Source organism: Streptomyces sp. NPDC005496 (genome assembly GCF_042872045.1).
GTDB lineage: Bacteria > Actinomycetota > Actinomycetes > Streptomycetales > Streptomycetaceae > Streptomyces.
In genome coordinates, this window is record NZ_JBIAJQ010000014.1 from 1 (window position 1) to 23,083 (window position 23,083).

Annotated in this window: 36 protein-coding genes; 1 reads left to right on the forward strand and 35 read right to left on the reverse strand. The window is 67.4% G+C overall.

Translation table 11 applies throughout. The features are described 5' to 3' along the window. Positions 1-90: 90 nt before the first annotated feature. The 4 genes from glmM to ACFYQQ_RS34135 form a co-directional block, all read right to left on the reverse strand. A complete protein-coding gene (glmM, locus tag ACFYQQ_RS34120; protein WP_355780869.1) occupies positions 91-1,449 on the reverse strand; it encodes a phosphoglucosamine mutase in 1,359 nt (452 codons plus the stop codon). Between the two features lie 224 nt (positions 1,450-1,673). Next, positions 1,674-2,195 carry a 30S ribosomal protein S9 gene (rpsI, locus tag ACFYQQ_RS34125; protein WP_355780867.1) on the reverse strand — a complete coding sequence of 174 codons (522 nt, stop codon included), beginning with the start codon at positions 2,193-2,195 and terminating at the stop codon, positions 1,674-1,676. 42 nt (positions 2,196-2,237) lie between these two features. Further along, a complete protein-coding gene (rplM, locus tag ACFYQQ_RS34130; RefSeq protein ID WP_010986363.1) occupies positions 2,238-2,681 on the reverse strand; it encodes a 50S ribosomal protein L13 in 444 nt (147 codons plus the stop codon). Between the two features lie 269 nt (positions 2,682-2,950). Beyond that, the gene (locus ACFYQQ_RS34135) at positions 2,951-4,162 is read right to left on the reverse strand and encodes a glycosyltransferase 87 family protein (RefSeq protein WP_355780864.1); all 1,212 of its coding nucleotides are present in this window, start codon (positions 4,160-4,162) and stop codon (positions 2,951-2,953) included. Positions 4,163-4,236: 74 nt separating this feature from the next. Between ACFYQQ_RS34135 and ACFYQQ_RS34140 the strand changes: the two genes are divergently transcribed. Next, positions 4,237-5,103: a hypothetical protein gene (locus tag ACFYQQ_RS34140; protein WP_355780861.1), complete on the forward strand. Its 867-nt coding sequence runs from the start codon at positions 4,237-4,239 to the stop codon at positions 5,101-5,103. A 15-nt stretch (positions 5,104-5,118) separates the two neighbouring features. Here ACFYQQ_RS34140 and truA read toward each other — a convergent pair whose 3' ends face one another. From truA to rpsJ, 31 genes are all read right to left on the reverse strand, one after another. Next, positions 5,119-5,982, reverse strand: coding sequence for a tRNA pseudouridine(38-40) synthase TruA (gene truA, locus ACFYQQ_RS34145; RefSeq protein ID WP_355780858.1), 864 nt, complete (start codon positions 5,980-5,982; stop codon positions 5,119-5,121). Between the two features lie 91 nt (positions 5,983-6,073). After that, a complete protein-coding gene (rplQ, locus tag ACFYQQ_RS34150; protein ID WP_355780856.1) occupies positions 6,074-6,595 on the reverse strand; it encodes a 50S ribosomal protein L17 in 522 nt (173 codons plus the stop codon). Between the two features lie 178 nt (positions 6,596-6,773). Next, positions 6,774-7,796: a DNA-directed RNA polymerase subunit alpha gene (locus ACFYQQ_RS34155; RefSeq protein ID WP_003966937.1), complete on the reverse strand. Its 1,023-nt coding sequence runs from the start codon at positions 7,794-7,796 to the stop codon at positions 6,774-6,776. A 140-nt stretch (positions 7,797-7,936) separates the two neighbouring features. Then, positions 7,937-8,341 carry a 30S ribosomal protein S11 gene (gene rpsK / locus ACFYQQ_RS34160; RefSeq protein ID WP_003956432.1) on the reverse strand — a complete coding sequence of 135 codons (405 nt, stop codon included), beginning with the start codon at positions 8,339-8,341 and terminating at the stop codon, positions 7,937-7,939. Between the two features lie 99 nt (positions 8,342-8,440). Continuing rightward, positions 8,441-8,821 carry a 30S ribosomal protein S13 gene (gene rpsM, locus ACFYQQ_RS34165; protein ID WP_355780853.1) on the reverse strand — a complete coding sequence of 127 codons (381 nt, stop codon included), beginning with the start codon at positions 8,819-8,821 and terminating at the stop codon, positions 8,441-8,443. A gap of 212 nt (positions 8,822-9,033) precedes the next feature. Beyond that, positions 9,034-9,147 (reverse strand): 50S ribosomal protein L36, encoded by a 114-nt coding sequence (gene rpmJ / locus ACFYQQ_RS34170; protein ID WP_003998809.1) that lies wholly within the window; start codon positions 9,145-9,147, stop codon positions 9,034-9,036. 57 nt (positions 9,148-9,204) lie between these two features. Beyond that, on the reverse strand, positions 9,205-9,426 hold the full coding sequence (gene infA, locus ACFYQQ_RS34175) for a translation initiation factor IF-1 (RefSeq protein WP_003948620.1): 222 nt from the start codon (positions 9,424-9,426) through the stop codon (positions 9,205-9,207). Positions 9,427-9,569: 143 nt separating this feature from the next. Further along, on the reverse strand, positions 9,570-10,406 hold the full coding sequence (map, locus tag ACFYQQ_RS34180) for a type I methionyl aminopeptidase (protein WP_355780850.1): 837 nt from the start codon (positions 10,404-10,406) through the stop codon (positions 9,570-9,572). A 99-nt stretch (positions 10,407-10,505) separates the two neighbouring features. Next, positions 10,506-11,156 carry an adenylate kinase gene (locus ACFYQQ_RS34185; RefSeq protein ID WP_355780848.1) on the reverse strand — a complete coding sequence of 217 codons (651 nt, stop codon included), beginning with the start codon at positions 11,154-11,156 and terminating at the stop codon, positions 10,506-10,508. Then, positions 11,156-12,475, reverse strand: a complete 1,320-nt coding sequence (gene secY, locus ACFYQQ_RS34190; RefSeq protein WP_355780846.1) for a preprotein translocase subunit SecY — start codon at positions 12,473-12,475, stop codon at positions 11,156-11,158. Before secY ends, ACFYQQ_RS34185 begins: the two co-directional genes overlap by 1 nt. A 383-nt stretch (positions 12,476-12,858) precedes the next feature. Continuing rightward, positions 12,859-13,314 (reverse strand): 50S ribosomal protein L15, encoded by a 456-nt coding sequence (rplO, locus tag ACFYQQ_RS34195; protein ID WP_355780843.1) that lies wholly within the window; start codon positions 13,312-13,314, stop codon positions 12,859-12,861. 2 nt (positions 13,315-13,316) lie between these two features. Further along, entirely contained in the window at positions 13,317-13,499 is a 183-nt protein-coding gene (gene rpmD, locus ACFYQQ_RS34200) for a 50S ribosomal protein L30 (protein ID WP_033319647.1), read from the reverse strand. 2 nt (positions 13,500-13,501) lie between these two features. Continuing rightward, the gene (rpsE, locus tag ACFYQQ_RS34205) at positions 13,502-14,107 is read right to left on the reverse strand and encodes a 30S ribosomal protein S5 (protein ID WP_006376045.1); all 606 of its coding nucleotides are present in this window, start codon (positions 14,105-14,107) and stop codon (positions 13,502-13,504) included. 41 nt (positions 14,108-14,148) lie between these two features. Then, the gene (gene rplR / locus ACFYQQ_RS34210; protein ID WP_121405505.1) at positions 14,149-14,529 is read right to left on the reverse strand and encodes a 50S ribosomal protein L18; all 381 of its coding nucleotides are present in this window, start codon (positions 14,527-14,529) and stop codon (positions 14,149-14,151) included. A 3-nt stretch (positions 14,530-14,532) separates the two neighbouring features. After that, positions 14,533-15,072 (reverse strand): 50S ribosomal protein L6, encoded by a 540-nt coding sequence (gene rplF, locus ACFYQQ_RS34215; RefSeq protein ID WP_355793269.1) that lies wholly within the window; start codon positions 15,070-15,072, stop codon positions 14,533-14,535. A 24-nt stretch (positions 15,073-15,096) separates the two neighbouring features. Further along, complete coding sequence (rpsH, locus tag ACFYQQ_RS34220) at positions 15,097-15,495, reverse strand: 30S ribosomal protein S8 (protein WP_010986352.1); 399 nt, start codon at positions 15,493-15,495, stop codon at positions 15,097-15,099. Positions 15,496-15,704: 209 nt separating this feature from the next. Beyond that, the gene (locus ACFYQQ_RS34225) at positions 15,705-15,890 is read right to left on the reverse strand and encodes a type Z 30S ribosomal protein S14 (protein ID WP_003948630.1); all 186 of its coding nucleotides are present in this window, start codon (positions 15,888-15,890) and stop codon (positions 15,705-15,707) included. A gap of 5 nt (positions 15,891-15,895) precedes the next feature. Beyond that, positions 15,896-16,453 (reverse strand): 50S ribosomal protein L5, encoded by a 558-nt coding sequence (rplE, locus tag ACFYQQ_RS34230; protein ID WP_121405503.1) that lies wholly within the window; start codon positions 16,451-16,453, stop codon positions 15,896-15,898. Continuing rightward, on the reverse strand, positions 16,453-16,776 hold the full coding sequence (gene rplX, locus ACFYQQ_RS34235; protein ID WP_030967306.1) for a 50S ribosomal protein L24: 324 nt from the start codon (positions 16,774-16,776) through the stop codon (positions 16,453-16,455). Before rplX ends, rplE begins: the two co-directional genes overlap by 1 nt. A 2-nt stretch (positions 16,777-16,778) precedes the next feature. After that, complete coding sequence (rplN, locus tag ACFYQQ_RS34240) at positions 16,779-17,147, reverse strand: 50S ribosomal protein L14 (protein WP_003998823.1); 369 nt, start codon at positions 17,145-17,147, stop codon at positions 16,779-16,781. Positions 17,148-17,282: 135 nt separating this feature from the next. Then, complete coding sequence (gene rpsQ / locus ACFYQQ_RS34245; RefSeq protein ID WP_095748091.1) at positions 17,283-17,570, reverse strand: 30S ribosomal protein S17; 288 nt, start codon at positions 17,568-17,570, stop codon at positions 17,283-17,285. Further along, entirely contained in the window at positions 17,567-17,791 is a 225-nt protein-coding gene (rpmC, locus tag ACFYQQ_RS34250; protein WP_003998824.1) for a 50S ribosomal protein L29, read from the reverse strand. Before rpmC ends, rpsQ begins: the two co-directional genes overlap by 4 nt. After that, positions 17,791-18,210, reverse strand: a complete 420-nt coding sequence (gene rplP, locus ACFYQQ_RS34255) for a 50S ribosomal protein L16 (protein WP_099500627.1) — start codon at positions 18,208-18,210, stop codon at positions 17,791-17,793. The genes rpmC and rplP overlap by 1 nt, the downstream gene beginning before the upstream one ends. Before the next feature lie 5 nt (positions 18,211-18,215). Beyond that, positions 18,216-19,058 (reverse strand): 30S ribosomal protein S3, encoded by an 843-nt coding sequence (gene rpsC, locus ACFYQQ_RS34260; RefSeq protein ID WP_356167229.1) that lies wholly within the window; start codon positions 19,056-19,058, stop codon positions 18,216-18,218. Continuing rightward, complete coding sequence (gene rplV / locus ACFYQQ_RS34265; protein WP_003974262.1) at positions 19,058-19,405, reverse strand: 50S ribosomal protein L22; 348 nt, start codon at positions 19,403-19,405, stop codon at positions 19,058-19,060. Before rplV ends, rpsC begins: the two co-directional genes overlap by 1 nt. A gap of 41 nt (positions 19,406-19,446) precedes the next feature. Continuing rightward, entirely contained in the window at positions 19,447-19,728 is a 282-nt protein-coding gene (gene rpsS, locus ACFYQQ_RS34270; RefSeq protein WP_015035577.1) for a 30S ribosomal protein S19, read from the reverse strand. Between the two features lie 12 nt (positions 19,729-19,740). After that, positions 19,741-20,577, reverse strand: a complete 837-nt coding sequence (gene rplB / locus ACFYQQ_RS34275) for a 50S ribosomal protein L2 (RefSeq protein ID WP_059192905.1) — start codon at positions 20,575-20,577, stop codon at positions 19,741-19,743. Between the two features lie 39 nt (positions 20,578-20,616). Continuing rightward, positions 20,617-21,033 carry a 50S ribosomal protein L23 gene (gene rplW / locus ACFYQQ_RS34280; RefSeq protein ID WP_121405501.1) on the reverse strand — a complete coding sequence of 139 codons (417 nt, stop codon included), beginning with the start codon at positions 21,031-21,033 and terminating at the stop codon, positions 20,617-20,619. Beyond that, entirely contained in the window at positions 21,033-21,698 is a 666-nt protein-coding gene (gene rplD / locus ACFYQQ_RS34285; protein ID WP_010986343.1) for a 50S ribosomal protein L4, read from the reverse strand. The genes rplW and rplD overlap by 1 nt, the downstream gene beginning before the upstream one ends. Before the next feature lie 5 nt (positions 21,699-21,703). After that, positions 21,704-22,348: a 50S ribosomal protein L3 gene (gene rplC, locus ACFYQQ_RS34290; protein ID WP_355782961.1), complete on the reverse strand. Its 645-nt coding sequence runs from the start codon at positions 22,346-22,348 to the stop codon at positions 21,704-21,706. A gap of 17 nt (positions 22,349-22,365) precedes the next feature. Next, positions 22,366-22,674 carry a 30S ribosomal protein S10 gene (gene rpsJ / locus ACFYQQ_RS34295; RefSeq protein ID WP_003948644.1) on the reverse strand — a complete coding sequence of 103 codons (309 nt, stop codon included), beginning with the start codon at positions 22,672-22,674 and terminating at the stop codon, positions 22,366-22,368. Positions 22,675-23,083 lie beyond the last annotated feature (409 nt).

Below are 23,083 nucleotides of genomic sequence, written 5' to 3' on the forward strand. Positions count from 1 at the left end.
AGCCGAGAGTGGGGGAGTCGGCGACCGACGACAACGCCGCAGATGTGCGTGCCAGACCCCGCGACACCGGCCTGATCCAAACGACAGGCCCTAGCCGAGCGCGGACTTCACCGCGTCGGCGAGGCGTCCGGCGACGGACCGGGCATGGTCGATGTCGGCGGCCTCGACCATCACGCGCACCAGCGGCTCGGTGCCGGACGAGCGGAGCAGCACCCGCCCGGTGGAGCCGAGTTCGCGCTCGGCCTCGGCGACGGCGGCGGCCAGCTCTGCGGAGGTCTGCACGCGGGACTTGTCGACGTCCGGCACGTTGATGAGCACCTGCGGCAGCCGCTCCATGACGGACGCGAGGTCCCGGAGCGTACGGCCGGTCTCCGCGACGCGGGCCGCCAGCAGCAGGCCGGTCAGCGTGCCGTCGCCGGTGGTGGCGTGGTCGAGGATGATGACGTGGCCCGACTGCTCGCCGCCCAGCGCGTAGTCGTGCTCCTTCATCTCCTCCAGGACGTAGCGGTCACCGACCGCCGTCTGCACCAGGGAGACCCCCTCGCGCTCCATGGCGAGCTTGAAGCCCAGGTTCGACATGACCGTCGCGACAACGGTGTCGGACCGCAACGCCGAGCGCTCCCGCATCGCGAGCGCGAGCACGGCCAGGATCTGGTCGCCGTCCACCTCGGCGCCGGTGTGGTCCACGGCGAGGCAGCGGTCGGCGTCGCCGTCGTGCGCGATGCCGAGGTGGGCGCCGTGCTCGACGACGGCGGTCTTCAGCAGGTCCAGGTGGGTGGAGCCGCAGCCGTCGTTGATGTTGAGGCCGTCCGGCTCCGCGCCGATCGTGACGATCTCAGCGCCGGCGCGCGTGAACGCCTCCGGCGACACCCGGGCCGCGGCGCCGTGCGCCTCGTCGAGGACGACCTTCAGCCCGTCGAGCCGGTTCGGCAGCACGTTGATCAGGTGGGCGACGTACTTGTCGAAGCCCTCCTCGTACGAGGACACCCGGCCGACGCCGGCTCCGGTCGGGCGGTCCCAGGGAGCGCCGGTGCGGTGCTCCTCGTAGACGGCCTCGATCCGGTCCTCCAGCTCGTCGGCGAGTTTGTGCCCGCCCCGGGCGAAGAACTTGACGCCGTTGTCGGGCATCGCGTTGTGGCTCGCCGAGAGCATCACGCCGAGGTCGGCGCCGAGCGCGCCGGTGAGATACGCCACCGCGGGGGTGGGCAGCACACCGACCCGCAGGACGTCCACGCCCGCGCTGGCCAGGCCCGCGACCACGGCGGCCTCCAGGAACTCCCCGGACGCGCGCGGATCCCGCCCGACGATCGCCACCGGCCGGTGGCCCTCGAACGTACCCGCCTCGGCCAGTACGTGAGCCGCCGCGACGGAGAGACCGAGTGCCAACTCGGCCGTCAGATCCGCATTGGCGACACCGCGCACGCCGTCCGTGCCGAAGAGTCGTCCCACTTGCTGTCCTCCGAACTATCGGAAATCCCGAAGAAACCGTCCGAGGCCTCGACCCTGACGAGGACTCAGAAAGTAAAGGAAGCCGTATGAGGCTTCTATAAGCATCCGAGCAGCCAATGCTTTGAACGCCTTATGCCGTTATACGCCCACGGCTGTGATAAACGAACGCCCCGGCGGCACACAGCGTGCCGCCGGGGCGAACGAACGTACGAAGCAGGCAGCGATTAACGCTTGCTGTACTGCGGGGCCTTACGGGCCTTCTTGAGACCGGCCTTCTTGCGCTCGACCGCACGGTCGTCACGCTTGAGGTAACCGGCCTTCTTCAGCGCCGGGCGGTTGTTGTCCACGTCCGCCTCGTTCAGCGCGCGGGCCACGCCGAGGCGCAGGGCACCGGCCTGACCGGAGACGCCGCCACCCGAGATGCGGGCGATGACGTCGTAGCGGCCGTCGAGCTCGAGCACCTTGAAGGGCTCGTTGACTTCCTGCTGGTGGACCTTGTTCGGGAAGTAGTCCTCGAGCGTGCGCCCGTTGACCTTCCACTTGCCGCTGCCCGGCACGATGCGCACACGCGCGATGGCGTTCTTGCGGCGGCCCAGGCCGGCGGCCGGCTGGGGGTCACCGAAGCGGGACGCCATCGACTCGGAGGTGTACTCGCCCTCGACGGGGACCTCGGACTCGGTGGTGTAGTTCTCGACGTCGACGAGCTCAGTCTCTTCGACCGGCTGCTCAACAGTGGTCTCGGCCACGATTCTCCTCAGATTCTCTTCAGTCTTAGGGGGTGGCCGGAACTACTGCGCGACCTGGGTGATCTCGAACGGCACCGGCTGCTGGGCAGCGTGGGGGTGCTGGTCGCCCGAGTAGACCTTCAGCTTCGAGAGCACCTGACGGCCCAGGGTGTTCTTGGGGATCATGCCCTTGATGGCCTTCTCGACGGCCTTCTCGGGGTTCTTCGCCAGCAGCTCGTCGTAACGGACGGAGCGCAGACCACCCGGGTAACCGGAGTGGCGGTACGCCAGCTTCTGGGTCTTCTTGTTGCCGGAGAGGTGCACCTTGTCGGCGTTGATGATGATGACGAAGTCACCAGCGTCGACGTGGGGCGCATAGATCGGCTTGTGCTTGCCCCGCAGGATGTTCGCGGCGGTGGTCGCCAGACGACCCAGGACGACATCCTGGGCGTCGATGACGTACCACTGGCGAGTGATGTCGCCGGGCTTGGGGCTGTACGTACGCACGGTCGTAGCCTTCGCTTCTTCAGTGAGTGGGTCCTGACATGGCCACCACGGACGATCACGACAGCCCTGACCGCACTGCGGTGACGCAAACCGCGTGCTGGTCGCTGGTCATCGGCCCGGTGGACCGGTGTAAGGGCCCCTCACGTGAGAATGAGCAAGCCAATACACATAACGAACTGCAAGAGTACCGTCCTGCCCCGGACGGGTCAAAACGCGCGTGCACCACCCGTCCGGCGGCTGTCGCCGCGACCGTGCCGGCCACTATGACGCTACCGCTGCGCACAGTCCTCCCGCCCCGCGGGGCGGGCCGGGACGACCCGTGGCGCCGGGCGCCGGGGGACGGTCCGTGGGAGGACCCCGGGCCGCACGGCCACCGAAGCGGCCAGTACGCACAGCGTAAGACAGTCCTTGAAGGCCCGCCTGGTCACCGGCTCCAGGCCCGGCCAGCCGACGCCGGGGACCTGCGGCACCAGCGCGAGCCAGAACCAGGGCCCGCGCGCCACCGACCCGGCCGACAGCGCCCCGGCCAGCAGCAGCGGCACCACGACCAGCAGATAGTGGTCGTAGGACGGCCGCGAGACCAGGAACGCCGACAGCATCAGCAGCACCGCCGTCTCCACCACCCGCAGCGGCCCCGGATCACCGAGCCGCCACCGCCGGTACGCGCACCAGGTGCCGCAGCCGGCCGCCGCCAGCCCCAGCAGCGCCGCCGCTCCGGCCGGCACCCCGAGCCGCGGCAGCACCGCCCCGGGCGACGCCTCGTAGAGCCGTACGAAGTCGTCGCCCCCGCGCAGCAGGAACGGCAGCGTCCGCGTGAAGAAGCCCGCCGGGTCCGGCATCAGCAGCGCCGCCCCGCCGGAGACCGCCGCCGGCACCAGCACGGCCGCGGCCAGCGCCCGCCACCTCCCGGCGAAGACGAACAGCAGGGCCACCGGCGCGAGCAGCGGTTTCAGCGCGACCGCGGCCCCGATCACGGCACCCGCCGCGACCCACCGCCCGCGCACCGCGCACAGCAACGCCAGCGGCAGCGCCGCGGCCGCCGTCACGGTCCAGTTCCCGAGCCGCACCAGGTGCCCGAACGGCGCGAAGCCCATCGCGAGCGCCGTCAGACCGAGCACGGCGAAGCGGCTGCGCCACGGCACCCCGTGGATCCGCAGGGCACACGCCCACCCCGCCACCAGCAGCGCCGTCACCACCAGCGGGACCAGCACCTTCAGCACGTACGCCGGGAGAAGCGCCTGCGGCACCGCGGCGAGGACCGCGCTCGGCAGATAGAGGAAGTGCGGGTCGTCGTACGGCGAGCCGCCGTCCAGCCAGGCGCGCGCGGCCCGTACGACGATGGCGTTGTCCATCCCGCCGTCCGCCCGCCGGCGCGCGACCCCCAGCACGCCGGCACCGAGGACCGCCGCGAGCACCGGCCACGCGTGCCAGGACGCCCGACGCACCAACCACCCGGAGATGTCACTTTTGCCCGTGTGCATTCAGATCACGCTAGGGGCTCAAGTGCCCTTCGGGGCGGACCGGCACCCCGTGCGGCACGTCTAAGATGCGGCCCATGAGTTATGGGCAGGGGGAGCCCCCGTGGGATCCCTGGAAACCGGGTTCTCAGCAGCCGCAGTGGGACAGCTCGACGCCGGACTGGGCCGCACTCGCCGAGGCGTCCGAGTCGCGCAACCGACGCCGCAGGCTGCTGCTCGTCGGCGGCGCGGCGCTGGCCACCGTCGCGGTGGGCGCCGCGGTCGCGGTGGCCATCGTCTCCTCGGACGGCGACAGCCGGGCCTCCCAGTCGCCCAGCGGGCTGCCCGCCACCGCGGACATCCCGAGCGGCACGGCAGACCCGACGCCCTCGTTCGAGCCGACCTCGGCCCCTCCCCCGCTGGATCCGAAGGACTTCATATCCAGCGCCAAGAAGGACACCGCGCCGCTCAGCCCGGACATCCTCTTCCCCGGCTCGCAACTGACGATGGGCGAGCGCGTCTACCGCAAGGGCCCGACCGCCTCCACGACCGACTGCGCGTCCGCCGCCCAGAGCACGCTCCCCGCGGTGCTCACCAAGAACAAATGCACGCGCCTCCTGCGGGTCACCTACGCCAAGGACGGCGTCGCGGTGACCGTCGGGGTCGCCGTCTTCGACACCGAGGCGCAGGCCGCCAAGGCCAAGACCGACGCGGACAAGAAGAGCATCGTCGCCTCCCTGTCCGGCCAGGGCGTCCCCACGTTCTGCCGCACGGCGATCTGCCGCTCCACCACCAACTCCTTCGGCCGCTACGCCTACTTCACCCTCGCCGGGTTCACCGACGGCAAGGACGTGACGACGAAGGACGCCAAGGTCTTCACGACCGGTGACGACCTCGCCGAGTTCACGTTCCGCCAGATCCGGCGCCGCGGTGAGGCACAGGCGTCCGCAGCGGCCAACCAGTAGCGGGACGCCGGGAGTTCAGCAGCAGCCGGCGCCGGCTCCAGGGAGCGTGCGCCGGTTGCGTGCCTCCTTGCTGCGCGCGGCCAGCAGCTCGTCGGCCGGGTAGCCGACCTCCTCCAGCGTCAGCCCGTGCGGCCGTACGACGTGCACGGCGGAGTCGCGCACACCGGCCGCCAGCACCTTCCCCGGCCACTCGGGCCCGCGGTGCCCGTCCCCCACGAACAGCAGCGCCCCGATCAGCGAGCGCACCATGTTGTGGCAGAACGCGTCGGCCCGGACGGTCGCCGTGATGACCCCGTCGTCGCCCCGCACCAGGCTCAGCTGCTGCAGCGTGCGGATGGTGGTCGCACCCTCCCGCTTCTTGCAGTAGGCGGCGAAGTCGTGCTCACCGACGAGCCGGGCGGCGGCCTCGTTCATGGCGTCGACGTCCAGCGGCCAGTCGTGCCACAGCACGTGTCCCCGCAGCAGTGGGTCGACGCCTCCGGGGTTGTCCGTGACGCGGTACGCGTAGCGCCGCCAGATCGCCGAGAAACGGGCGTTGAAGCCGCTCGGCGCCTCGGTAAGGGACCACACCCGCACGTCCTTGGACAGCCGCCCCGCGAGCCGCTTGAGGAGCTTCTCGCGGTGCTCCTCCCACAGCTCCCCGGGCAGGTCGACGTGCGCCACCTGACCGCGGGCGTGCACCCCGGCGTCCGTGCGCCCGGCCACGGTCAGCTCGTACGTGGTCTCCCCCGACCGCGTGACCGTGCGCAGGGCGTCCTCGATCTCGCCCTGGACGGTCCGCCGGCCGCTGGCCTGCTTGGCCCAGCCGGAGAAGGCGCTGCCGTCGTACGACAGGTCCAGCCGCACCCGTACGAACCCGGGCTGTACTTCGTCACTCACTCGCTGATCCTCTCAGGACCGGATTCCGTCCGGACACAGGGAAGCGGGCCCGCCCCCGAAGGGACGGACCCGCTCACAGCCAGGCAGAGCCTCAGGCGTCCTTGGACTCCTCGGCGGCGGCCTCGTCGGCCGGCTTGGCGTCCTCGACCTTGGCGTCCTCGGTCTTGGTCTCCTCGGCCTTGGCCGGAGCCTCGGCGTCCTTGGCGGACCGCTTCGTGGCCGCCTCGGCCTCACCGGTGGCCTGCTGGGCCACGGTCAGGGCCTCCACCAGCTCGATGACGGCCATGGGCGCGTTGTCGCCACGGCGGTTACCGATCTTGGTGATACGGGTGTAGCCACCCGGGCGGTTCTCGTAGCGCGGGCCGATCTCGGTGAAGAGCGTGTGGACGACGCTCTTGTCCGTGATGACCTGGAGCACCTGACGGCGGTTGTGAAGGTCGCCCTTCTTCGCCTTGGTGACCAGACGCTCCGCGTACGGGCGCAGGCGGCGGGCCTTCGCCTCGGTCGTGGTGATGCGGCCGTGCTCGAAGAGCGACTTCGCGAGGTTCGCGAGGAGCAGCTTCTCGTGCGCGGCGCTGCCGCCCAGACGGGCACCCTTGGTGGGCTTCGGCATGGTGTTTCTCCTAGGTGTCTGCCCCGGCCGTATCAGGTACCGAGGTCAGTGTCCGAGCAGGCGATCGCCTGTCGAAGATCCGGGGCGGCCTCGAAGAGGCGCCCCGGAGGAGGTGCGGGGAGCTGCGCGTCGTGCCACAGCGCACCCGCACCGGGTACGGACCGTCGGGTCCGAGCCGTCAGTACTGCTCGGTCTCGACGAATCCGGCGTCCGCGTCGTCGTCGGCGCCGAAGGCGTCGGCGGCGGCGGTCGGGTCGAATCCGGGCGGGCTGTCCTTGAGGGCCAGGCCCATGCCGGCCAGCTTCGCCTTGACCTCGTCGATGGACTTCGCACCGAAGTTGCGGATGTCCAGGAGGTCGGCCTCGGAGCGGGCGACGAGCTCACCCACGGAGTGGATGCCCTCACGCTTGAGGCAGTTGTACGACCGAACGGTGAGCTCCAGCTCCTCGATCGGCAGGGCGAGATCGGCGGCCAGGGCGGCGTCCGTGGGGGACGGGCCCATGTCGATGCCCTCGGCGTCGATGTTGAGCTCGCGGGCCAGACCGAACAGCTCGACCAGGGTCTTGCCGGCCGACGCCATGGCGTCACGGGGACGCATGGCCTGCTTGGTCTCGACGTCGACGATCAGCTTGTCGAAGTCGGTGCGCTGCTCGACACGGGTCGCCTCGACCTTGTAGGTGACCTTGAGAACCGGCGAGTAGATCGAGTCGACCGGGATGCGCCCGATCTCCTGACCGACCTGCTTGTTCTGGACGGCGGAGACGTAGCCGCGGCCGCGCTCGACGGTCAGCTCCATCTCCAGCTTGCCCTTGCCGTTGAGCGTGGCGAGGACGAGGTCGGGGTTGTGCACCTCGACACCGGCCGGGGGCGCGATGTCGGCGGCGGTGACCAGACCCGGGCCCTGCTTGCGCAGGTACATCACGACCGGCTCGTCGTGCTCCGAGGAGACGACCAGCTGCTTGATGTTGAGGATCAGGTCGGTGACGTCCTCCTTGACGCCCGGCACGGTGGTGAACTCGTGCAGGACACCGTCGATACGGATGGACGTGACCGCCGCACCCGGGATCGAGGAGAGGAGCGTACGGCGCAGGGAGTTGCCGAGGGTGTAACCGAAGCCCGGCTCCAGCGGCTCGATCACGAACCGGGACCGGAACTCGTCGACGACCTCTTCGGTCAACGAGGGGCGCTGAGCGATCAGCATGTGTGAATCAGATCCTTCTTTCGTGGACGCCCGCTATTTGACGCCCGACGGATCCGCACGTTCGACGGTGCGGTTACTGCAAGGGTACGGGCGGCACGGCAGAAGAGCCGTACCGCCCGGAACCTCAAGACGACCGAGCCTCAGACGCGGCGGCGCTTGGGCGGACGGCAGCCGTTGTGCGGGGTGGGGGTGACGTCCTGGATCGAGCCGACCTCGAGGCCGGTGGCCTGGAGGGAGCGGATCGCGGTCTCACGGCCGGAGCCGGGACCCTTGACGAAGACGTCGACCTTGCGCATGCCGTGCTCCTGCGCGCGGCGGGCGGCCGACTCGGCGGCCATCTGCGCGGCGAAGGGGGTGGACTTGCGCGAGCCCTTGAAGCCGACGTGGCCGGCGGAGGCCCAGGAGATCACGTTGCCCGAGGGGTCCGTGATGGAGACGATCGTGTTGTTGAACGTGCTCTTGATGTGCGCGTGGCCGTGAGCGACGTTCTTCTTTTCCTTGCGGCGCACCTTCTTGGCGGCGCCCTGACGTCCCTTGGGGGGCATGTCTTGTTCTCCTACGGGAGGTGGTCGGTCCTACAGCGAAGACCGCTGGAATGCGGGCGTCCGGGACGCACCCGGACGCTCCGCAGCGTCCGCTGAGGACTACTTCTTGCCCGGCTTCTTCTTGCCGGCGATGGCGCGACGCGGGCCCTTGCGGGTACGGGCGTTCGTGCTGGTGCGCTGACCGTGGACGGGCAGGCCACGACGGTGGCGCAGACCCTGGTAGCAGCCGATCTCGACCTTGCGGCGGATGTCGGCCTGAACCTCACGACGGAGGTCACCCTCGGTCTTGATGTTGCTGTCCACGAACTCGCGGATCTTGACCAGCTCCTCCTCGGAGAGGTCGCGAACGCGGGTGTTCGGGTTGACGCCGGTCTCGGCCAGCGTCTTCTGCGAGAGGGTCCGGCCGATGCCGAACACGTAGGTGAGGGCGACCTCCACGCGCTTGTCGCGCGGGATGTCAACACCGGAAACGCGTGCCATTCAATGGCTCCAGTTGTCGTTCGGAGGTCTTCCGCAGAACCGGATCCCGCCCGCCGTCGTCCTCCCTCGGGAGAAGTCGGTACGGCGCGGGTCCCCGGCCTCCGACCGGGGGTGTCAGGGTCCGATGAGACTCAGGCCCTGGGCTCTGCGTATGAACATGTACTGCTTGCGTCGCGCGAAGTATCTGCGGATGCAGAAGGTGCGGTCGTGCGTCAGCCCTGGCGCTGCTTGTGGCGCGGGTTTTCGCAGATGACCATGACCCGGCCGTGACGGCGGATCACCCTGCACTTGTCGCAGATCTTCTTGACGCTCGGCTTGACCTTCATTGGTGAGGTTCTCCGGGTCAGTGCCACCGCCCCGCGGACACGGGGCACAGGCAAGATCTACTTGTACCGGTAGACGATCCGGCCACGCGTCAGGTCGTACGGAGACAGCTCCACCACGACCCGGTCGTCAGGGAGGATGCGGATGTAGTGCATACGCATCTTGCCGCTGATGTGTGCCAGGACCTGGTGGCCGTTCTGGAGCTCGACCTTGAACATGGCGTTCGGAAGAGACTCGACGACAGTGCCCTCGATCTCGATGGCACCTTGCTTCTTGGCCACGCTTCGCCCTTCGAATCGACTACCTTGATCGGCTCGCGTGGTGAGCGCATGCAGGCATGCGGGTGCACGAGAGCCGACGAGTCAGTCTACGTCAGCGCACCCGGAAAGACGAATCGAGGAAGTTTGCCCCACAGGGGTGATCTTTAAGCAAGGGGATCGGGAGCAGCTGTCACGCCGTGCTCGGCGAGCTTCGCCCGGCCGCCGTCGGGAGCGGTCAGGACCAGCGGGCCCTCCTCGGTCAGCGCGACGGAGTGCTCCCAGTGCGAGGACCAGGTGCCGTCGGTCGTGATGACCGTCCAGTCGTCGTCCAGGACCTCGGTCCGCGGGGTGCCGAGGGAGACCATCGGCTCGATCGCCAGGCAGAAACCGGGGACCAGCTTGGGACCCTTGCCGCGGCGGCGCTCGACGTAGTTCAGCAGATGCGGGTCCATGTGCATCTCGGTGCCGATGCCGTGGCCGCCGTAGTCCTCGACGATCCCGTACTTGCCGCCGCCGGGCTTGGGCTGGCGGCGGATGTACGTCTCGATGGCGCGGGAGACGTCGACCAGGCGGTTGCCGAGCTTCATGGCCGCGATGCCCGCCCACATCGACTCCTCGGTCACCCGGGAGAGCTCGACCAGTTCCGGAGCGTGCCCGGAGCCCACGAACGCGGTGTAGGCGGCGTCGCCGTGCCAGCCGTCGACGATGGCGCCGGCGTCGATGGAGATGATGTCGCCGTCCTTGAGGACGGTCTTCTCGTCCGGGATGCCGTGGACGACGACCTCGTTGACCGAGGTGCAGATCGTCGCGGGGAAGCCGCCGTACCCGAGGAAGTTCGACTTGGCGCCGTGCTCCTCCAGGACCTTGCGGGCGACCTCGTCCAGGTCCTTCGTGGTGGCCCCGGGGACCGCCGCTTCGCGTGTGGCCGCATGGATGGCGGCGACGACCAGGCCCGCCTCACGCATCTTGGCGATCTGCTCGGGGGTCTTGATCTGCACCATGGCGGCCTGCGCTCTCCGTCTTCTCCGACATCCGTTACGTACACAACACTACGGCCGCGACGCCCGTCGAGGGCACCGCGGCCGCAGCAGCGTTCACATCTACTTGCTCTTGAGCGCGTCCATCGCGCGGGCGGTGACGTCCTCGACCTTGCCGAGCGCGGAGATCGTGACGACCAGGTCCTGCGCCCGGTAGTAGTCGATGATCGGCTCGGTCTGCGTGTGGTAGACCTCGAGTCGCTTGCGGACGGTCTCCTCGGAGTCGTCGTCGCGCTGGTACAGCTCGCCGCCGCAGACGTCGCAGACGCCCTCGACGGCCGGCTTCTTGTACTGCACGTGGAACACGTGACTCGAGTCCTTGCGGCACACGCGGCGGCCCGCGATGCGCTTGACCACCTCGTCCTCGGGGACCTCCAGGTCCAGGACCGCGTCCAGCTTCATGCCCTCTGCCTTGAGCATGGCGTCCAGCGCCTCGGCCTGCAGCACGTTGCGCGGGAAGCCGTCCAGCAGGAAGCCGTTCTCGGCGTCCGGCTGCTCCATGCGGTCCTTCGCCATGGCGATCGTGACCTCGTCCGGCACCAGGTTGCCCGCGTCCATGTAGGACTTCGCGAGCTTGCCCAGTTCCGTCTGCCGACTGATGTTGGCGCGGAACAGGTCGCCCGTCGAGATGTGCGGGATCGACAGGTTCGTGGCGAGGAACGCAGCCTGCGTTCCCTTGCCGGCACCGGGCGGCCCGACGAGGACGATTCGCATCAGCGGAGGAACCCTTCGTAATTGCGCTGCTGAAGCTGGCTCTCGATCTGCTTCACCGTCTCGAGACCGACACCCACGATGATCAGGATGCTGGTGCCACCGAACGGGAAGTTCTGGCTTGCCCCGAAGCCAACCAACGCCATCGTCGGTACGAGAGCGATCAGGCCCAGATACAGCGAACCCGGCCAGGTGATCCGGTTGAGTACGTAGCTGAGGTACTCAGCGGTCGGCCGGCCAGCCCGGATGCCCGGGATGAAGCCACCATACTTCTTCATGTTGTCCGCGACTTCCTCGGGGTTGAACGAGATCGCCACGTAGAAGAACGCGAAGAAAACGATCAGAAGGAAGTACATAGTGATGTAAATCGGGTGGTCGCCCTTGGTCAGATTCTGCTCGATCCACGTCTTCCAGCCCGAGTTGCTCTTCGAGAACTGCGCGATCAGAGCGGGAATGTAGAGCAGCGACGAGGCGAAGATGACAGGAATCACACCTGCCTGATTCACCTTCAACGGGATGTACGTGGACGTACCGCCGTAGGACCGGCGACCGATCATGCGCTTCGCGTACTGGACCGGGATGCGGCGCTGGGCCTGCTCGACGAAGACCACCAGGCCGACCATGACCAGACCGACCAGGATCACGGTGCCGAACTCGATCCAGCCGTCGGCCAGCGAGCCCTGCTGCTTGATCGCCCAGAGGGCGGCCGGGAAGGTGGCGGCGATCGAGATGAACATCAGGATCGACATGCCGTTGCCGATGCCGCGGTCGGTGATGAGCTCACCGAGCCACATGACGACGGCCGTACCGGCGGTCATCGTGATGACCATCGTGATGGTCACGAAGATGGACTGGTCCGGCACGATCTGGTTGGCGACCGGGCAGGTGCTGAACAGCGCGCCGCTGCGGGCGGTGGCCACCAGGCCGGTGCCCTGCAGGATGGCCAGCGCCACCGTCAGGTATCGGGTGTACTGCGTGATCTTCGCGGTGCCGGCCTGGCCCTCCTTCTTGAGGGCCTCCAGGCGCGGGATCACCACCGTCAGCAGCTGAAGGATGATGCTCGCGGTGATGTACGGCATGATGCCGAGCGCGAAGATCGTGATCTGCAGCAGCGCGCCACCGCTGAACATGTTGACCAGACCGAACAGACCCTGGCTGCCGCCTTGCGACGCCGCATCGATACAGGTCTGGACGTTCTTGTAGTCGACTCCCGGGATCGGGATGTGGGTACCGACCCGGTAGACCACGATGATGCCGAGCGTGAAGAGCAGCTTCTTGCGCAGGTCGGGCGTCCTGAACGCCCGGGCGAACGCGGTGAGCACGGTGCCTCCTGCGACCCCCGCGTATCGTCGCGTGAGGTGATGGTCAAAAGGGATGATGGCCTGTCAAACGAGATTACGGCACCCCGGCAACGCATTGGGCACCAGCGGCACAGCCTACCGATACCAGCGGCATCTCGGAACGACGATCTCCGCCTAAACGCTCTGTCTCGGAATTCGGCCGCCCCGGGTCGACGGAGGACGAGGCCCGCCGCTCCCAGGTGAACCGTGACGCGGGTGGTCCCGGCGGACCGCGACCACCGTGCGTCTGACGGCTTTCTCACAACCACCCGGACGGGGAACTCGCCGCGGATGACACATACGCCGACCGGGGATGCCTCCAAGAGGCATCCCCGGTCGGGTCGTTCAGGTCAGCGAGACGTCGGTCAGACGAGCTCGGTGACGGTGCCGCCGGCGGCGGTGATCTTCTCCTTGGCGGAACCGGAGACGGCGTCGACCGTCACCTGCAGCGCCACGGAGATCTCGCCCTGGCCGAGGACCTTGACGAGGCTGTTCTTGCGAACGGCACCCTTGGCGACGAGACCCTCGACGGTGACCTCGCCACCCTCCGGGTACAGCGACGCCAGCTTGTCGAGGTTCACGACCTGGAACTCGGTCTTGAACGGGTTGCGGAAGCCCTTCAGCTTCGGGAGACGCATGTGGAGGGGCATCTGGCCACCCTCGAAGCGCTCCGGAACCTGGTAGCGGGCCTTCGTGCCCTTGGTACCACGACCGGCCGTCTTACCCTTCGACGCCTCACCACGGCCCACACGGGTCTTCGCGGTCTTGGCGCCGGGGGCGGGACGGAGGTTGTGGATCTTGAGCGGGTTGTTCTCCGCCATGATCAGTCGACCTCCTCAACCGTCACGAGGTGGCGGACGGTGTGCACCATTCCGCGGAACTCGGGGCGGTCCTCCTTGACGACCACGTCGTTGATCCGCTTGAGGCCAAGCGAACGAAGGGTGTCGCGGTGGTTCTGCTTGCTGCCGATGTACGACTTCGTCTGCGTGATCTTGAGCTGAGCCATGATTACGCACCCGCTCCCGCACGCGCACGCAGCAGAGCCGCGGGGGCGACGTCCTCGAGGGGCAGACCGCGGCGGGCCGCGATCTCCTCGGGACGCTGCAGGCCCTTGAGGGCCGCCACGGTCGCGTGCACGATGTTGATCGCGTTGGACGAGCCGAGCGACTTCGACAGGATGTCGTGAACGCCGGCGCACTCGAGCACCGCACGCACCGGGCCACCGGCGATGACGCCGGTACCGGGGGAAGCAGGCTTGAGCAGGACGACGCCCGCGGCCTTCTCGCCCGTGATCGGGTGCGGGATGGTGCCCTGGATACGGGGGACCTTGAAGAAGTGCTTCTTGGCCTCCTCAACACCCTTGGCGATGGCGGCCGGCACCTCCTTGGCCTTGCCGTAACCGACACCGACGGTGCCGTCACCATCGCCCACCACGACCAGCGCGGTGAAGCTGAAGCGACGACCACCCTTCACAACCTTGGCGACGCGGTTGATCGCGACGACGCGCTCAACGTACGCGGTCTTCTCGGCGGCAGCAGCGCCGCCGTCACGGCCCTTCCGGTCCCGCCGCTCGCCGCCACCGGCACCGCTTCCGCGGCGCTGGGGTCCAGCCATTGGAATTACCTCTCTCTGTTTCCGCTAGCTACGGAACCGACTCAGAACTTGAGTCCGGCTTCGCGGGCGGCGTCCGCCAGAGCGGCAATGCGCCCGGCGTACTGGTTACCACCACGGTCGAATACGACAGCCTCGACGCCCGCGGCCTTGGCGCGCTCGGCGACCAGGGCGCCGACCTTGCCGGCCTGCGCGGACTTCTCGCCCTCGCCGCGGATCGACGCGTCCAGGGTCGACGCCGACGCCAGGGTGTGACCCTTGATGTCGTCGATGACCTGGGCCACGATGTGGCGGTTGGAGCGCGTCACGACCAGGCGCGGACGCTCAGCCGTACCCGAGATGTGCTTACGGATCCGGATGTGACGACGCTTGATGGCAGCACGCTTGTAAGCGTCGCCCTTAGCAATCTTGACACCGTATGCCATGGCTTACTTACCCGCCTTTCCGACCTTGCGGCGGATGACTTCGCCTTCGTACTTGACGCCCTTGGCCTTGTACGGGTCGGGCTTGCGCAGCTTGCGGATGTTGGCCGCAACCTCGCCGACCTTCTGCTTGTCGATGCCCTCGACCGAGAAACGGGTCGGAGCCTCCACCTTGAAGGTGATGCCCTCGGGCGCTTCGACAGTGATCGAGTGGCTGTAGCCGAGCGAGAACTCCAGGTTGGAGCCCTTCGCCAGGACGCGGTAACCGACACCGCTGATTTCGAGCTTCTTCACGTAACCCTGGGTCACGCCGGTGATCATGTTCGCCACCAGCGTGCGGGACAGGCCGTGGAGGGCCTTGTTCTGACGCTCGTCGTTCGGGCGGGTGACGTTCAGAACGCCGTCCTCGCCCTTAGCGATCTCGATCGGCGACGCAATGGTGTGGGAGAGGGTCCCCTTCGGGCCCTTCACCTGCACCGTACGGCCGTCGATGGTGACGTCCACGCCGGCGGGAACCGTGATGGGGAGCTTGCCAATACGCGACATAGCTGTTTCCTCCGTTCCCTTCCGCTACCAGACGTAGGCGAGAACTTCTCCGCCTACGCCCTTCTTGCCGGCCTGCTTGTCGGTGAGGAGCCCGTGGGACGTGGAGATGATCGCCACGCCGAGGCCGCCCAGCACCTTGGGCAGGTTGGTGGACTTCGCGTACACCCGGAGACCGGGCTTGGAGATCCGCTTGATGCCCGCGATGGAGCGCTCACGGTTCGGGCCGAACTTCAGCTCGAGGACGAGGTTCTTGCCGACCTCGGCGTCCTCGACCTTCCAGCCCGTGATGAAGCCCTCCTGCTGGAGGATCTCCGCGATGTGCGACTTGATCTTGCTGTGCGGCATACCCACGGTGTCGTGGTACGCCGAGTTCGCGTTACGCAGACGCGTAAGCATGTCTGCGATCGGATCAGTCATGGTCATGAATTGGCCTTCGGCCTCTCTCGCCGGGGTTTCCTGTATGCGCCATCCCTCTCCCCACTCAGTGGCGGGACGGGTGCGGTGCGGGGACCTACGGCGTAGTAAGTCGTACGGGCGGTCAGACGCCCAACCCTCCTAGCCTAAGCCATGGAGAGCCGGGGTCTGACCGAACCTCTACTTACCGAGAGCTTCCGGAATCCCGAAGTACGGGATTACCAGGAGCTCTTGGTCACGCCCGGGAGCTCGCCACGGTGAGCCATCTCACGAAGGCACACGCGGCAGAGGCCGAACTTGCGGTACACGGAGTGCGGACGGCCGCAGCGCTGGCAGCGCGTGTAGCCACGGACGCCGAACTTGGGCTTACGAGCAGCCTTGGCAATCAGAGCCTTCTTCGCCATCTCGCTTACGCCTCCTTGAAGGGGAAGCCGAGGTGACGGAGAAGGGCACGGCCTTCGGCGTCGTTGGTCGCCGTGGTGACCACGGTGATGTCCATACCCCGGACGCGGTCGATCTTGTCCTGGTCGATCTCGTGGAACATGACCTGCTCCGTGAGACCGAAGGTGTAGTTGCCACGGCCGTCGAACTGCTTGGGGGACAGGCCGCGGAAGTCGCGGATGCGCGGCAGCGCGAGCGACAGGGTGCGGTCCAGGAACTCCCACATGCGGTCGCCACGGAGCGTGACGTGGGCACCGATCGGCTGGCCCTCGCGCAGCTTGAACTGCGCGATGGACTTGCGGGCCTTGGTGACGGCCGGCTTCTGACCGGTGATCGTGGTCAGGTCACGGACGGCACCGTCCATGAGCTTCGAGTCACGGGCGGCGTCGCCGACACCCATGTTGACCACGATCTTGACCAGGCCGGGGATCTGCATGACGTTCTCGTAGGAGAACTCTTCCTGCAGCTTGGCCTGGATCTCCTCGCGGTACTTCGTCTTGAGACGCGGAGTGGTGGTGGTAGCCATCAGATGTCCTCACCCGTCCGCTTGGCAACGCGGATCTTGTTGCCCTCGTCGTCGAAGCGGTAACCGACGCGCGTGACGACCTTGTTGCCGTCCTTCTCCACGACGAGCTGAACGTTGCTCACGTGGACAGGGGCTTCGGTGGTCACGATGCCGCCGGCCTGCGAACCGCGAGCGGTGGGGCCGGCCTTCGTGTGCTTCTTGACCCGGTTGACACCCTCGACCAGGACGCGGTCCTCGCGGGGGTAGGCCGCGATGACCTTGCCCTGCTTGCCCTTGTCCTTACCGGTGATGACCTGGACCAGGTCGCCCTTCTTGATCTTCATGCTTACAGCACCTCCGGCGCGAGCGAGATGATCTTCATGAACTTCTTCTCGCGCAGCTCACGGCCGACCGGGCCGAAGATACGGGTGCCGCGAGGGTCGCCGTCGTTCTTCAGAATGACGGCGGCGTTCTCGTCGAAGCGGATGTACGAGCCGTCCGGACGGCGGCGCTCCTTGACGGTGCGAACGATGACCGCCTTGACGACGTCACCCTTCTTCACGTTGCCACCGGGGATCGCGTCCTTGACGGTGGCGACGATGACGTCACCGATGCCCGCGTAGCGGCGACCGGAGCCACCGAGCACACGGATGCAAAGGATTTCCTTCGCACCAGTGTTGTCGGCGACACGCAGTCGCGACTCCTGCTGGATCACGTCTATCTCCTGATTGTCTGCCGGTTCCCGGCAGGGGCTGCCTCTGGGAGGCGGAGCCCCTGCCGAGCCTGGCGGAACGAACCCGAGGGGGAAACCCCTCAGGTGTGTCGTTGGAATCCCCTCGCGGGGATTTCCTTACTTGGCCTTCTCGAGAATCTCGACGACGCGCCAGCGCTTCGTCGCGGACAGCGGCCGGGTCTCCATCAGGAGGACACGGTCGCCGACGCCCGCGGCGTTCTGCTCGTCGTGGGCCTTGAGCTTGTTCGTACGGCGGATGACCTTGCCGTACAGCGCGTGCTTGACGCGGTCCTCGACGGCGACGACGACGGTCTTGTCCATCTTGTCGCTGACGACCAGGCCCTCACGGGTCTTGCGGAATCCGCGGTCCGTCTTGGTCTCTTCAGTCACGTTGTTCTCGCTCATGCGCTCTCCACCGTCTCGATGCCCAGCTCGCGCTCACGCATCAGGGTGTAGATCCGCGCGATGTCCTTGCGGACGGCCTTGAGCCGTCCGTGGTTCTCGAGCTGACCGGTCGCCGCCTGGAAGCGGAGGTTGAACAGCTCTTCCTTGGCTTCGCGGAGCTTCGCAAGAAGCTCCTCGTCACCCAGTTCGCGCAGCTCGGACGCCTTGGTACCGGCCGACATCACGCTTCACCTGCCTCGCGCTTGACGATCCGGCACTTCATCGGCAGCTTGTGGGCTGCGCGAGTGAGCGCCTCACGCGCAATCTTCTCGTTGGGGTAGGACAGCTCGAACATGACCCGGCCCGGGTGCACGTTCGCGACCCACCACTCGGGAGAACCCTTACCGGAACCCATGCGGGTCTCGGCGGGCTTCTTCGTCAGCGGGCGGTCCGGGTAGATGTTGATCCAGACCTTGCCGCCACGCTTGATGTGGCGGGTCATCGCGATACGCGCCGCCTCGATCTGGCGGTTGGTGACGTACGCCGGCGTGAGGGCCTGAATGCCGTACTCGCCGAACGAAACCTGCGTACCGCCCTTGGCCTGACCACGGCGCTTCGGGTGGTGCTGCTTGCGGTGCTTGACCCTACGGGGGATCAGCATTTCGGTCAGGCCTCCGTTCCGGTGCTCTCAGCCGGAGCGGCAGCGGCGGCGGGAGCGTCGGCCTTGGGGGCCTCGGCAGCCGGCGCGGACTGCTGCTGCGGCTTGCGGCCGCGACCGCCACGCTCGCCACCACGGCCACCACGGGCCGGGCGGTCGTTGCCGCCGCCACGGGCCGGGCGGTTACCCGCACGGGCAGCGGCGTTCTCGGCGCGGACCTCGGCGATGTTCTTGACGTCGCCCTTGTAGATCCAGACCTTCACACCGATACGGCCGAAGGTCGTCTTGGCCTCGAAGAAGCCGTAGTCGACGTTCGCGCGGAGCGTGTGCAGGGGCACGCGGCCCTCGCGGTAGAACTCCGAGCGGGACATCTCGGCGCCGCCGAGACGGCCACCGCACTGGATCTTGATGCCCTTGGCGCCGGCCTTCATCGTGCCCTGCATGCTCTTACGCATGGCGCGACGGAAGGAGACGCGGGAGGACAGCTGCTCGGCGACGGCCTGAGCGACCAGCTGAGCGTCGGTCTCGGGGCTCTTGACCTCGAGGATGTTCAGCTGGACCTGCTTGCCCGTGAGCTTCTCGAGGTCGCCGCGGATGCGGTCGGCCTCGGCGCCACGGCGGCCGATGACGATGCCGGGACGCGCGGTGTGGATGTCCACCCGCACGCGGTCACGGGTGCGCTCGATCTCAACCTTCGAGATGCCGGCGCGCTCCATGCCGGACGTCATCATCCGACGGATGGCGACGTCTTCCTTGACGTAGTCCTTGTACAGCTTGTCGGCGTACCAACGGGACTTGAAGTCCGTGGTGATGCCGAGCCGGAACCCATGCGGGTTAACCTTCTGGCCCATTACCGGGTTCCTTCCTTGCTGCTGACGACCACGGTGATGTGGCTGGTCCGCTTGCGGATCCGGTAGGCGCGGCCCTGGGCGCGCGGCCGGAACCGCTTCAGGGTCGGGCCCTCGTCGACGTAGGCCTCGGAGATGAAGAGGCTGTCGGCGTCGGTGTGGTCGTAGTTGTGCGCGGCGTTGGCAATGGCGCTGTCGAGCACCTTGCCCACCGGCACGCTCGCGGCCTGCGGGGCGAAACGCAGGACCGCCTGAGCCTCCGTGGCATCCATGCCACGGATAAGGTCCACCACGCGGCGGGCCTTCATGGGCGTAACGCGGATGTACCGCGCCTGGGCCCTGGCTTCCATGGTTGTCCTTCCAGTGTCTGTCATGGTCATTCCACCCCGCGTTAGCGGCGCTTCGACTTCCGGTCGTCCTTCACGTGACCCCGGAAGGTGCGCGTCGGCGAGAACTCGCCGAGCTTGTGGCCGACCATCGACTCGGTGACAAACACCGGAATGTGGGTCTTGCCGTTGTGCACCGCGATCGTGTGGCCGAGCATGGCCGGGATGATCATCGAGCGACGGGACCAGGTCTTGATGACGTTCTTGGTACCGGCTTCGTTCTGAGCGTCCACCTTCTTTACAAGGTGTCCGTCGACGAAGGGTCCCTTCTTGAGACTGCGCGGCATCTAAACCCGCTCCTAGCGCTTCTTGTTCGTCTTGCGGCGGCGGACGATGTACTTGTTCGAAGCCTTCTTCGGCGAACGAGTACGACCCTCCTTCTGACCCCACGGCGAGACCGGGTGGCGACCACCGGAGGTCTTGCCCTCACCACCACCGTGCGGGTGGTCAACCGGGTTCATCGCCACACCGCGAACGGTCGGGCGGACGCCGAGCCAGCGCTTGCGGCCGGCCTTGCCCCAGTTGATGTTCGACTGCTCGGCGTTGCCGACCTCGCCGACGGTGGCGCGGCAGCGCACGTCGACCAGGCGGATCTCTCCGGACGGCATGCGCAGGTGGGCCATCTGGCCCTCCTTCGCGAGCAGCTGCACGGAGGCACCGGCGGAGCGGGCGAACTTGGCACCGCCACCGGGACGGAGCTCGATCGCGTGGATCGTGGTACCGACCGGGATGTTGCGGAGGGCCAGGTTGTTGCCCGGCTTGATGTCGGCCCCGGGACCGTTCTCGACGCGGTCACCCTGCTGCAGGTTGCGCGGGGCGAGGATGTAGCGCTTCTCGCCGTCCGCGTAGTGCAGCAGCGCGATGCGCGCGGTGCGGTTGGGGTCGTACTCGATGTGCGCGACCTTCGCCGGCACGCCGTCCTTGTCGTGACGACGGAAGTCGATCACGCGGTAGGCGCGCTTGTGTCCGCCACCCTGGTGGCGAACGGTCACACGACCGGCGTTGTTACGGCCGCCCTTGCTGTGCAGCGGGCGGACCAGCGACTTCTCCGGCGTGGACCGCGTGACCTCGACGAAGTCGGCGACGGAGGAGCCACGGCGGCCCGGCGTCGTCGGCTTGTACTTGCGGATTCCCATTTCTCAGTCCTCGTCCGATATTCGGACCAGGGCGCTCCGTTAGGAGGCCTGGCCGAAGATGTCGATACGGTCGCCCTCAGCGAGGGTCACGATCGCGCGCTTGCTGTCCGCACGCTTGCCGAAGCCCGTCTTGGTGCGCTTGCGCTTGCCCTGACGGTTGATCGTGTTGACCCCGGTGACCTTGACCGAGAAGACCGCCTGGACGGCCTCCTTGATCTGCGTCTTGTTGGCGCCGGGCGCGACGATGAAGGTGTACTTGCCCTCGTCGAGAAGCGCGTAGCTCTTCTCCGAGACGACCGGCTTGAGCAGCACGTCACGGGGGTCCGTGAAGGACTTGCTCAGCGGGGTCTCGACGGTGTTCTTGCCCTCGGTGGCGTGGCGCTTCGCCTTGGCGACGCGCGCGGCCTTGGCGGCCTTGGCGGCCTTCGAGGCGATGCTCGGGTGACGCGTAGCCATCAGGCTTCGCTCCCTTCGGTGTCAGCAGCCGACGACTGCGGCGCGCCAGACACGAAGGACTCGAACGCGGCCTGGGTGAAGACCACGTCGTCCGAGACGAGAACGTCGTACGTGTTCAGCTGGCCCGGCTCCAGGATGTGGACCTGGGGCAGGTTGCGCGCGGAGAGCAGCGCGGCCTCGTCGGAGCGCTCGATGACCAGGAGCACGTTCTTGCGCTCGCTGACCTTGCCGAGGAAGCTCTTCGCGGCCTTGGTGGAGGGGGTCTCGCCCTCGATCACGCCGGTGATGACGTGGATACGAGCGTTGCGGGCCCGGTCGGTGAGGGCGTGGCGCAGGGCCGCGGCCTTCATCTTCTTCGGGGTCCGCTGCGAGTAGTCACGCGGCGTGGGGCCGTGAACGACGCCACCGCCGGCGAACTGCGGCGCACGGGTCGAACCCTGGCGGGCGCGGCCGGTGCCCTTCTGGCGGTAAGGCTTCTTGCCACCACCGCGGACCTCGCCACGACGCTTGACCTTGTGCGTGCCCTGACGGGCGGCGGCCAGCTGCGCGACGACGACCTGGTGAAGCAGCGGAATGCTGATCTTCTCTACGTCGAAGATCTCGGCCGGGAGCTCGACGGTCCCGGCGTTGTCGCCGGAGGGCGACAGAATGTCAATGGTGCTCATAGTCCTCAGGCCCCCTTGGCCGCGGTGCGGACCAGGACGAGGCCGCCGTTCGGACCAGGAACCGCGCCCTTGATAAGGAGCAGGCCCTTCTCCGCGTCAACGGCGTGAACGGTCAGGTTCTGGGTGGTGACCCGCTCGTTGCCCATGCGACCCGCCATGCGGAGGCCCTTGAACACACGGCCCGGGGTGGCACAGCCACCGATGGAGCCGGGAGAGCGGTGCTTGCGCTGGGTGCCGTGACCGGCGCCGAGGCCCTTGAAGTTGTGACGCTTCATGACACCGGCGAAGCCCTTGCCCTTGCTCTTGCCGGTCACGTCCACCTTGACGCCGGCCTCGAAGGTCTCGGCGGTGATCTCCTGGCCGAGGGTGTACTCGCTGGCGTCAGCGGTACGGATCTCGACGAGGTGGCGGCGGGGAGTGACGTCGGCCTTGGCGAAGTGACCCTTGAGGGGCTTGTTCACCTTGCGAGGGTCGATCTCGCCGAAGGCGATCTGGACCGACTCGTAGCCGTCGGTGTCGTTCGTACGGACCTGGGTGACGACGTTGGGGCCGGCCTTGACGACGGTGACCGGAACAACACGGTTGTTCTCGTCCCACACCTGCGTCATGCCGAGCTTCTCGCCCAGGATGCCCTTGATCTGCTTAGCCATCTTCAGATCACCGGCCTTCAGAGCTTGATCTCGATGTCGACACCGGCCGGGAGGTCGAGTCGCATCAGAGAGTCAACGGTCTTGGGGGTCGGGTCGAGGATGTCGATCAGGCGCTTGTGCGTGCGCATCTCGAAGTGCTCGCGCGAGTCCTTGTACTTGTGCGGCGACTTGATGACGCAGTACACGTTCTTCTCAGTGGGCAGCGGCACCGGGCCCGCGACCGACGCACCAGTACGCGTCACCGTCTCGACGATCTTCTTCGCCGAGCTGTCGATGACCTCGTGGTCGTAGGCCTTGAGCCGGATGCGGATCTTCTGTCCCGCCATGGCTACTCAGTAGTCCTTTGTCTCGAATAAAACGCTCTGGTACCCGGGGGGTTTGCGTCCCTCCTCCGACCCACGCGGTCGGGCGTGTCGCGTCCTCGCTGACAGAGATCTCCACGAATGGATTTCCCTACGAGGGACGCGGCCCTGAGACCGCAGATCGGGGGCTGAACACCCACCGAGCGCCTGGTCGGCACCCCGCTGACACTTCCCGGAAGATTCCCGTACGTCCGCCCCAGCGCTGCCTCTCGGCAGTTGGAGCGACGAGTACTGTGGGACTCGCTTCCGGTCCCCCCGGCGGGAGGCGCGCAGCATCGGCACTCGACCGAGCAACCCCGCTAGTCTGCCATACGGGGCATGTCGCTGGCCAATCGAGCCGAGGACTTTACCCCGAAGGTGACACAGGTCAAAC

Excerpts from the sequence above, each read along its gene's own strand:
- ACFYQQ_RS34135 (WP_355780864.1), bottom strand. The coding sequence starts at position 4,162 with ATGCACACGGGCAAAAGTGACATCTCCGGGTGGTTGGTGCGTCGGGCG.
- ACFYQQ_RS34140 (WP_355780861.1), top strand. The coding sequence starts at position 4,237 with ATGAGTTATGGGCAGGGGGAGCCCCCGTGGGATCCCTGGAAACCGGGT.
- rplQ (WP_355780856.1), bottom strand. The coding sequence starts at position 6,595 with ATGCCGAAGCCCACCAAGGGTGCCCGTCTGGGCGGCAGCGCCGCGCAC.
- ACFYQQ_RS34155 (WP_003966937.1), bottom strand. The coding sequence starts at position 7,796 with ATGCTGATCGCTCAGCGCCCCTCGTTGACCGAAGAGGTCGTCGACGAG.
- rpsK (WP_003956432.1), bottom strand. The coding sequence starts at position 8,341 with ATGCCCCCCAAGGGACGTCAGGGCGCCGCCAAGAAGGTGCGCCGCAAG.
- rpsM (WP_355780853.1), bottom strand. The coding sequence starts at position 8,821 with ATGGCACGCGTTTCCGGTGTTGACATCCCGCGCGACAAGCGCGTGGAG.
- rpmJ (WP_003998809.1), bottom strand. The coding sequence starts at position 9,147 with ATGAAGGTCAAGCCGAGCGTCAAGAAGATCTGCGACAAGTGCAGGGTG.
- map (WP_355780850.1), bottom strand. The coding sequence starts at position 10,406 with ATGGTGCAGATCAAGACCCCCGAGCAGATCGCCAAGATGCGTGAGGCG.
- ACFYQQ_RS34185 (WP_355780848.1), bottom strand. The coding sequence starts at position 11,156 with ATGCGAATCGTCCTCGTCGGGCCGCCCGGTGCCGGCAAGGGAACGCAG.
- rplO (WP_355780843.1), bottom strand. The coding sequence starts at position 13,314 with ATGGCGGAGAACAACCCGCTCAAGATCCACAACCTCCGTCCCGCCCCC.
- rpmD (WP_033319647.1), bottom strand. The coding sequence starts at position 13,499 with ATGGCTCAGCTCAAGATCACGCAGACGAAGTCGTACATCGGCAGCAAG.
- rpsE (WP_006376045.1), bottom strand. The coding sequence starts at position 14,107 with ATGGCTGGACCCCAGCGCCGCGGAAGCGGTGCCGGTGGCGGCGAGCGG.
- rplR (WP_121405505.1), bottom strand. The coding sequence starts at position 14,529 with ATGGCATACGGTGTCAAGATTGCTAAGGGCGACGCTTACAAGCGTGCT.
- rplF (WP_355793269.1), bottom strand. The coding sequence starts at position 15,072 with ATGTCGCGTATTGGCAAGCTCCCCATCACGGTTCCCGCCGGCGTGGAC.
- rpsH (WP_010986352.1), bottom strand. The coding sequence starts at position 15,495 with ATGACCATGACTGATCCGATCGCAGACATGCTTACGCGTCTGCGTAAC.
- ACFYQQ_RS34225 (WP_003948630.1), bottom strand. The coding sequence starts at position 15,890 with ATGGCGAAGAAGGCTCTGATTGCCAAGGCTGCTCGTAAGCCCAAGTTC.
- rplE (WP_121405503.1), bottom strand. The coding sequence starts at position 16,453 with ATGGCTACCACCACCACTCCGCGTCTCAAGACGAAGTACCGCGAGGAG.
- rplX (WP_030967306.1), bottom strand. The coding sequence starts at position 16,776 with ATGAAGATCAAGAAGGGCGACCTGGTCCAGGTCATCACCGGTAAGGAC.
- rpsQ (WP_095748091.1), bottom strand. The coding sequence starts at position 17,570 with ATGAGCGAGAACAACGTGACTGAAGAGACCAAGACGGACCGCGGATTC.
- rpmC (WP_003998824.1), bottom strand. The coding sequence starts at position 17,791 with ATGTCGGCCGGTACCAAGGCGTCCGAGCTGCGCGAACTGGGTGACGAG.
- rplP (WP_099500627.1), bottom strand. The coding sequence starts at position 18,210 with ATGCTGATCCCCCGTAGGGTCAAGCACCGCAAGCAGCACCACCCGAAG.
- rpsC (WP_356167229.1), bottom strand. The coding sequence starts at position 19,058 with ATGGGCCAGAAGGTTAACCCGCATGGGTTCCGGCTCGGCATCACCACG.
- rplV (WP_003974262.1), bottom strand. The coding sequence starts at position 19,405 with ATGGAAGCCAGGGCCCAGGCGCGGTACATCCGCGTTACGCCCATGAAG.
- rpsS (WP_015035577.1), bottom strand. The coding sequence starts at position 19,728 with ATGCCGCGCAGTCTCAAGAAGGGACCCTTCGTCGACGGACACCTTGTA.
- rplB (WP_059192905.1), bottom strand. The coding sequence starts at position 20,577 with ATGGGAATCCGCAAGTACAAGCCGACGACGCCGGGCCGCCGTGGCTCC.
- rplW (WP_121405501.1), bottom strand. The coding sequence starts at position 21,033 with ATGGCTACGCGTCACCCGAGCATCGCCTCGAAGGCCGCCAAGGCCGCC.
- rplD (WP_010986343.1), bottom strand. The coding sequence starts at position 21,698 with ATGAGCACCATTGACATTCTGTCGCCCTCCGGCGACAACGCCGGGACC.
- rplC (WP_355782961.1), bottom strand. The coding sequence starts at position 22,348 with ATGGCTAAGCAGATCAAGGGCATCCTGGGCGAGAAGCTCGGCATGACG.
- rpsJ (WP_003948644.1), bottom strand. The coding sequence starts at position 22,674 with ATGGCGGGACAGAAGATCCGCATCCGGCTCAAGGCCTACGACCACGAG.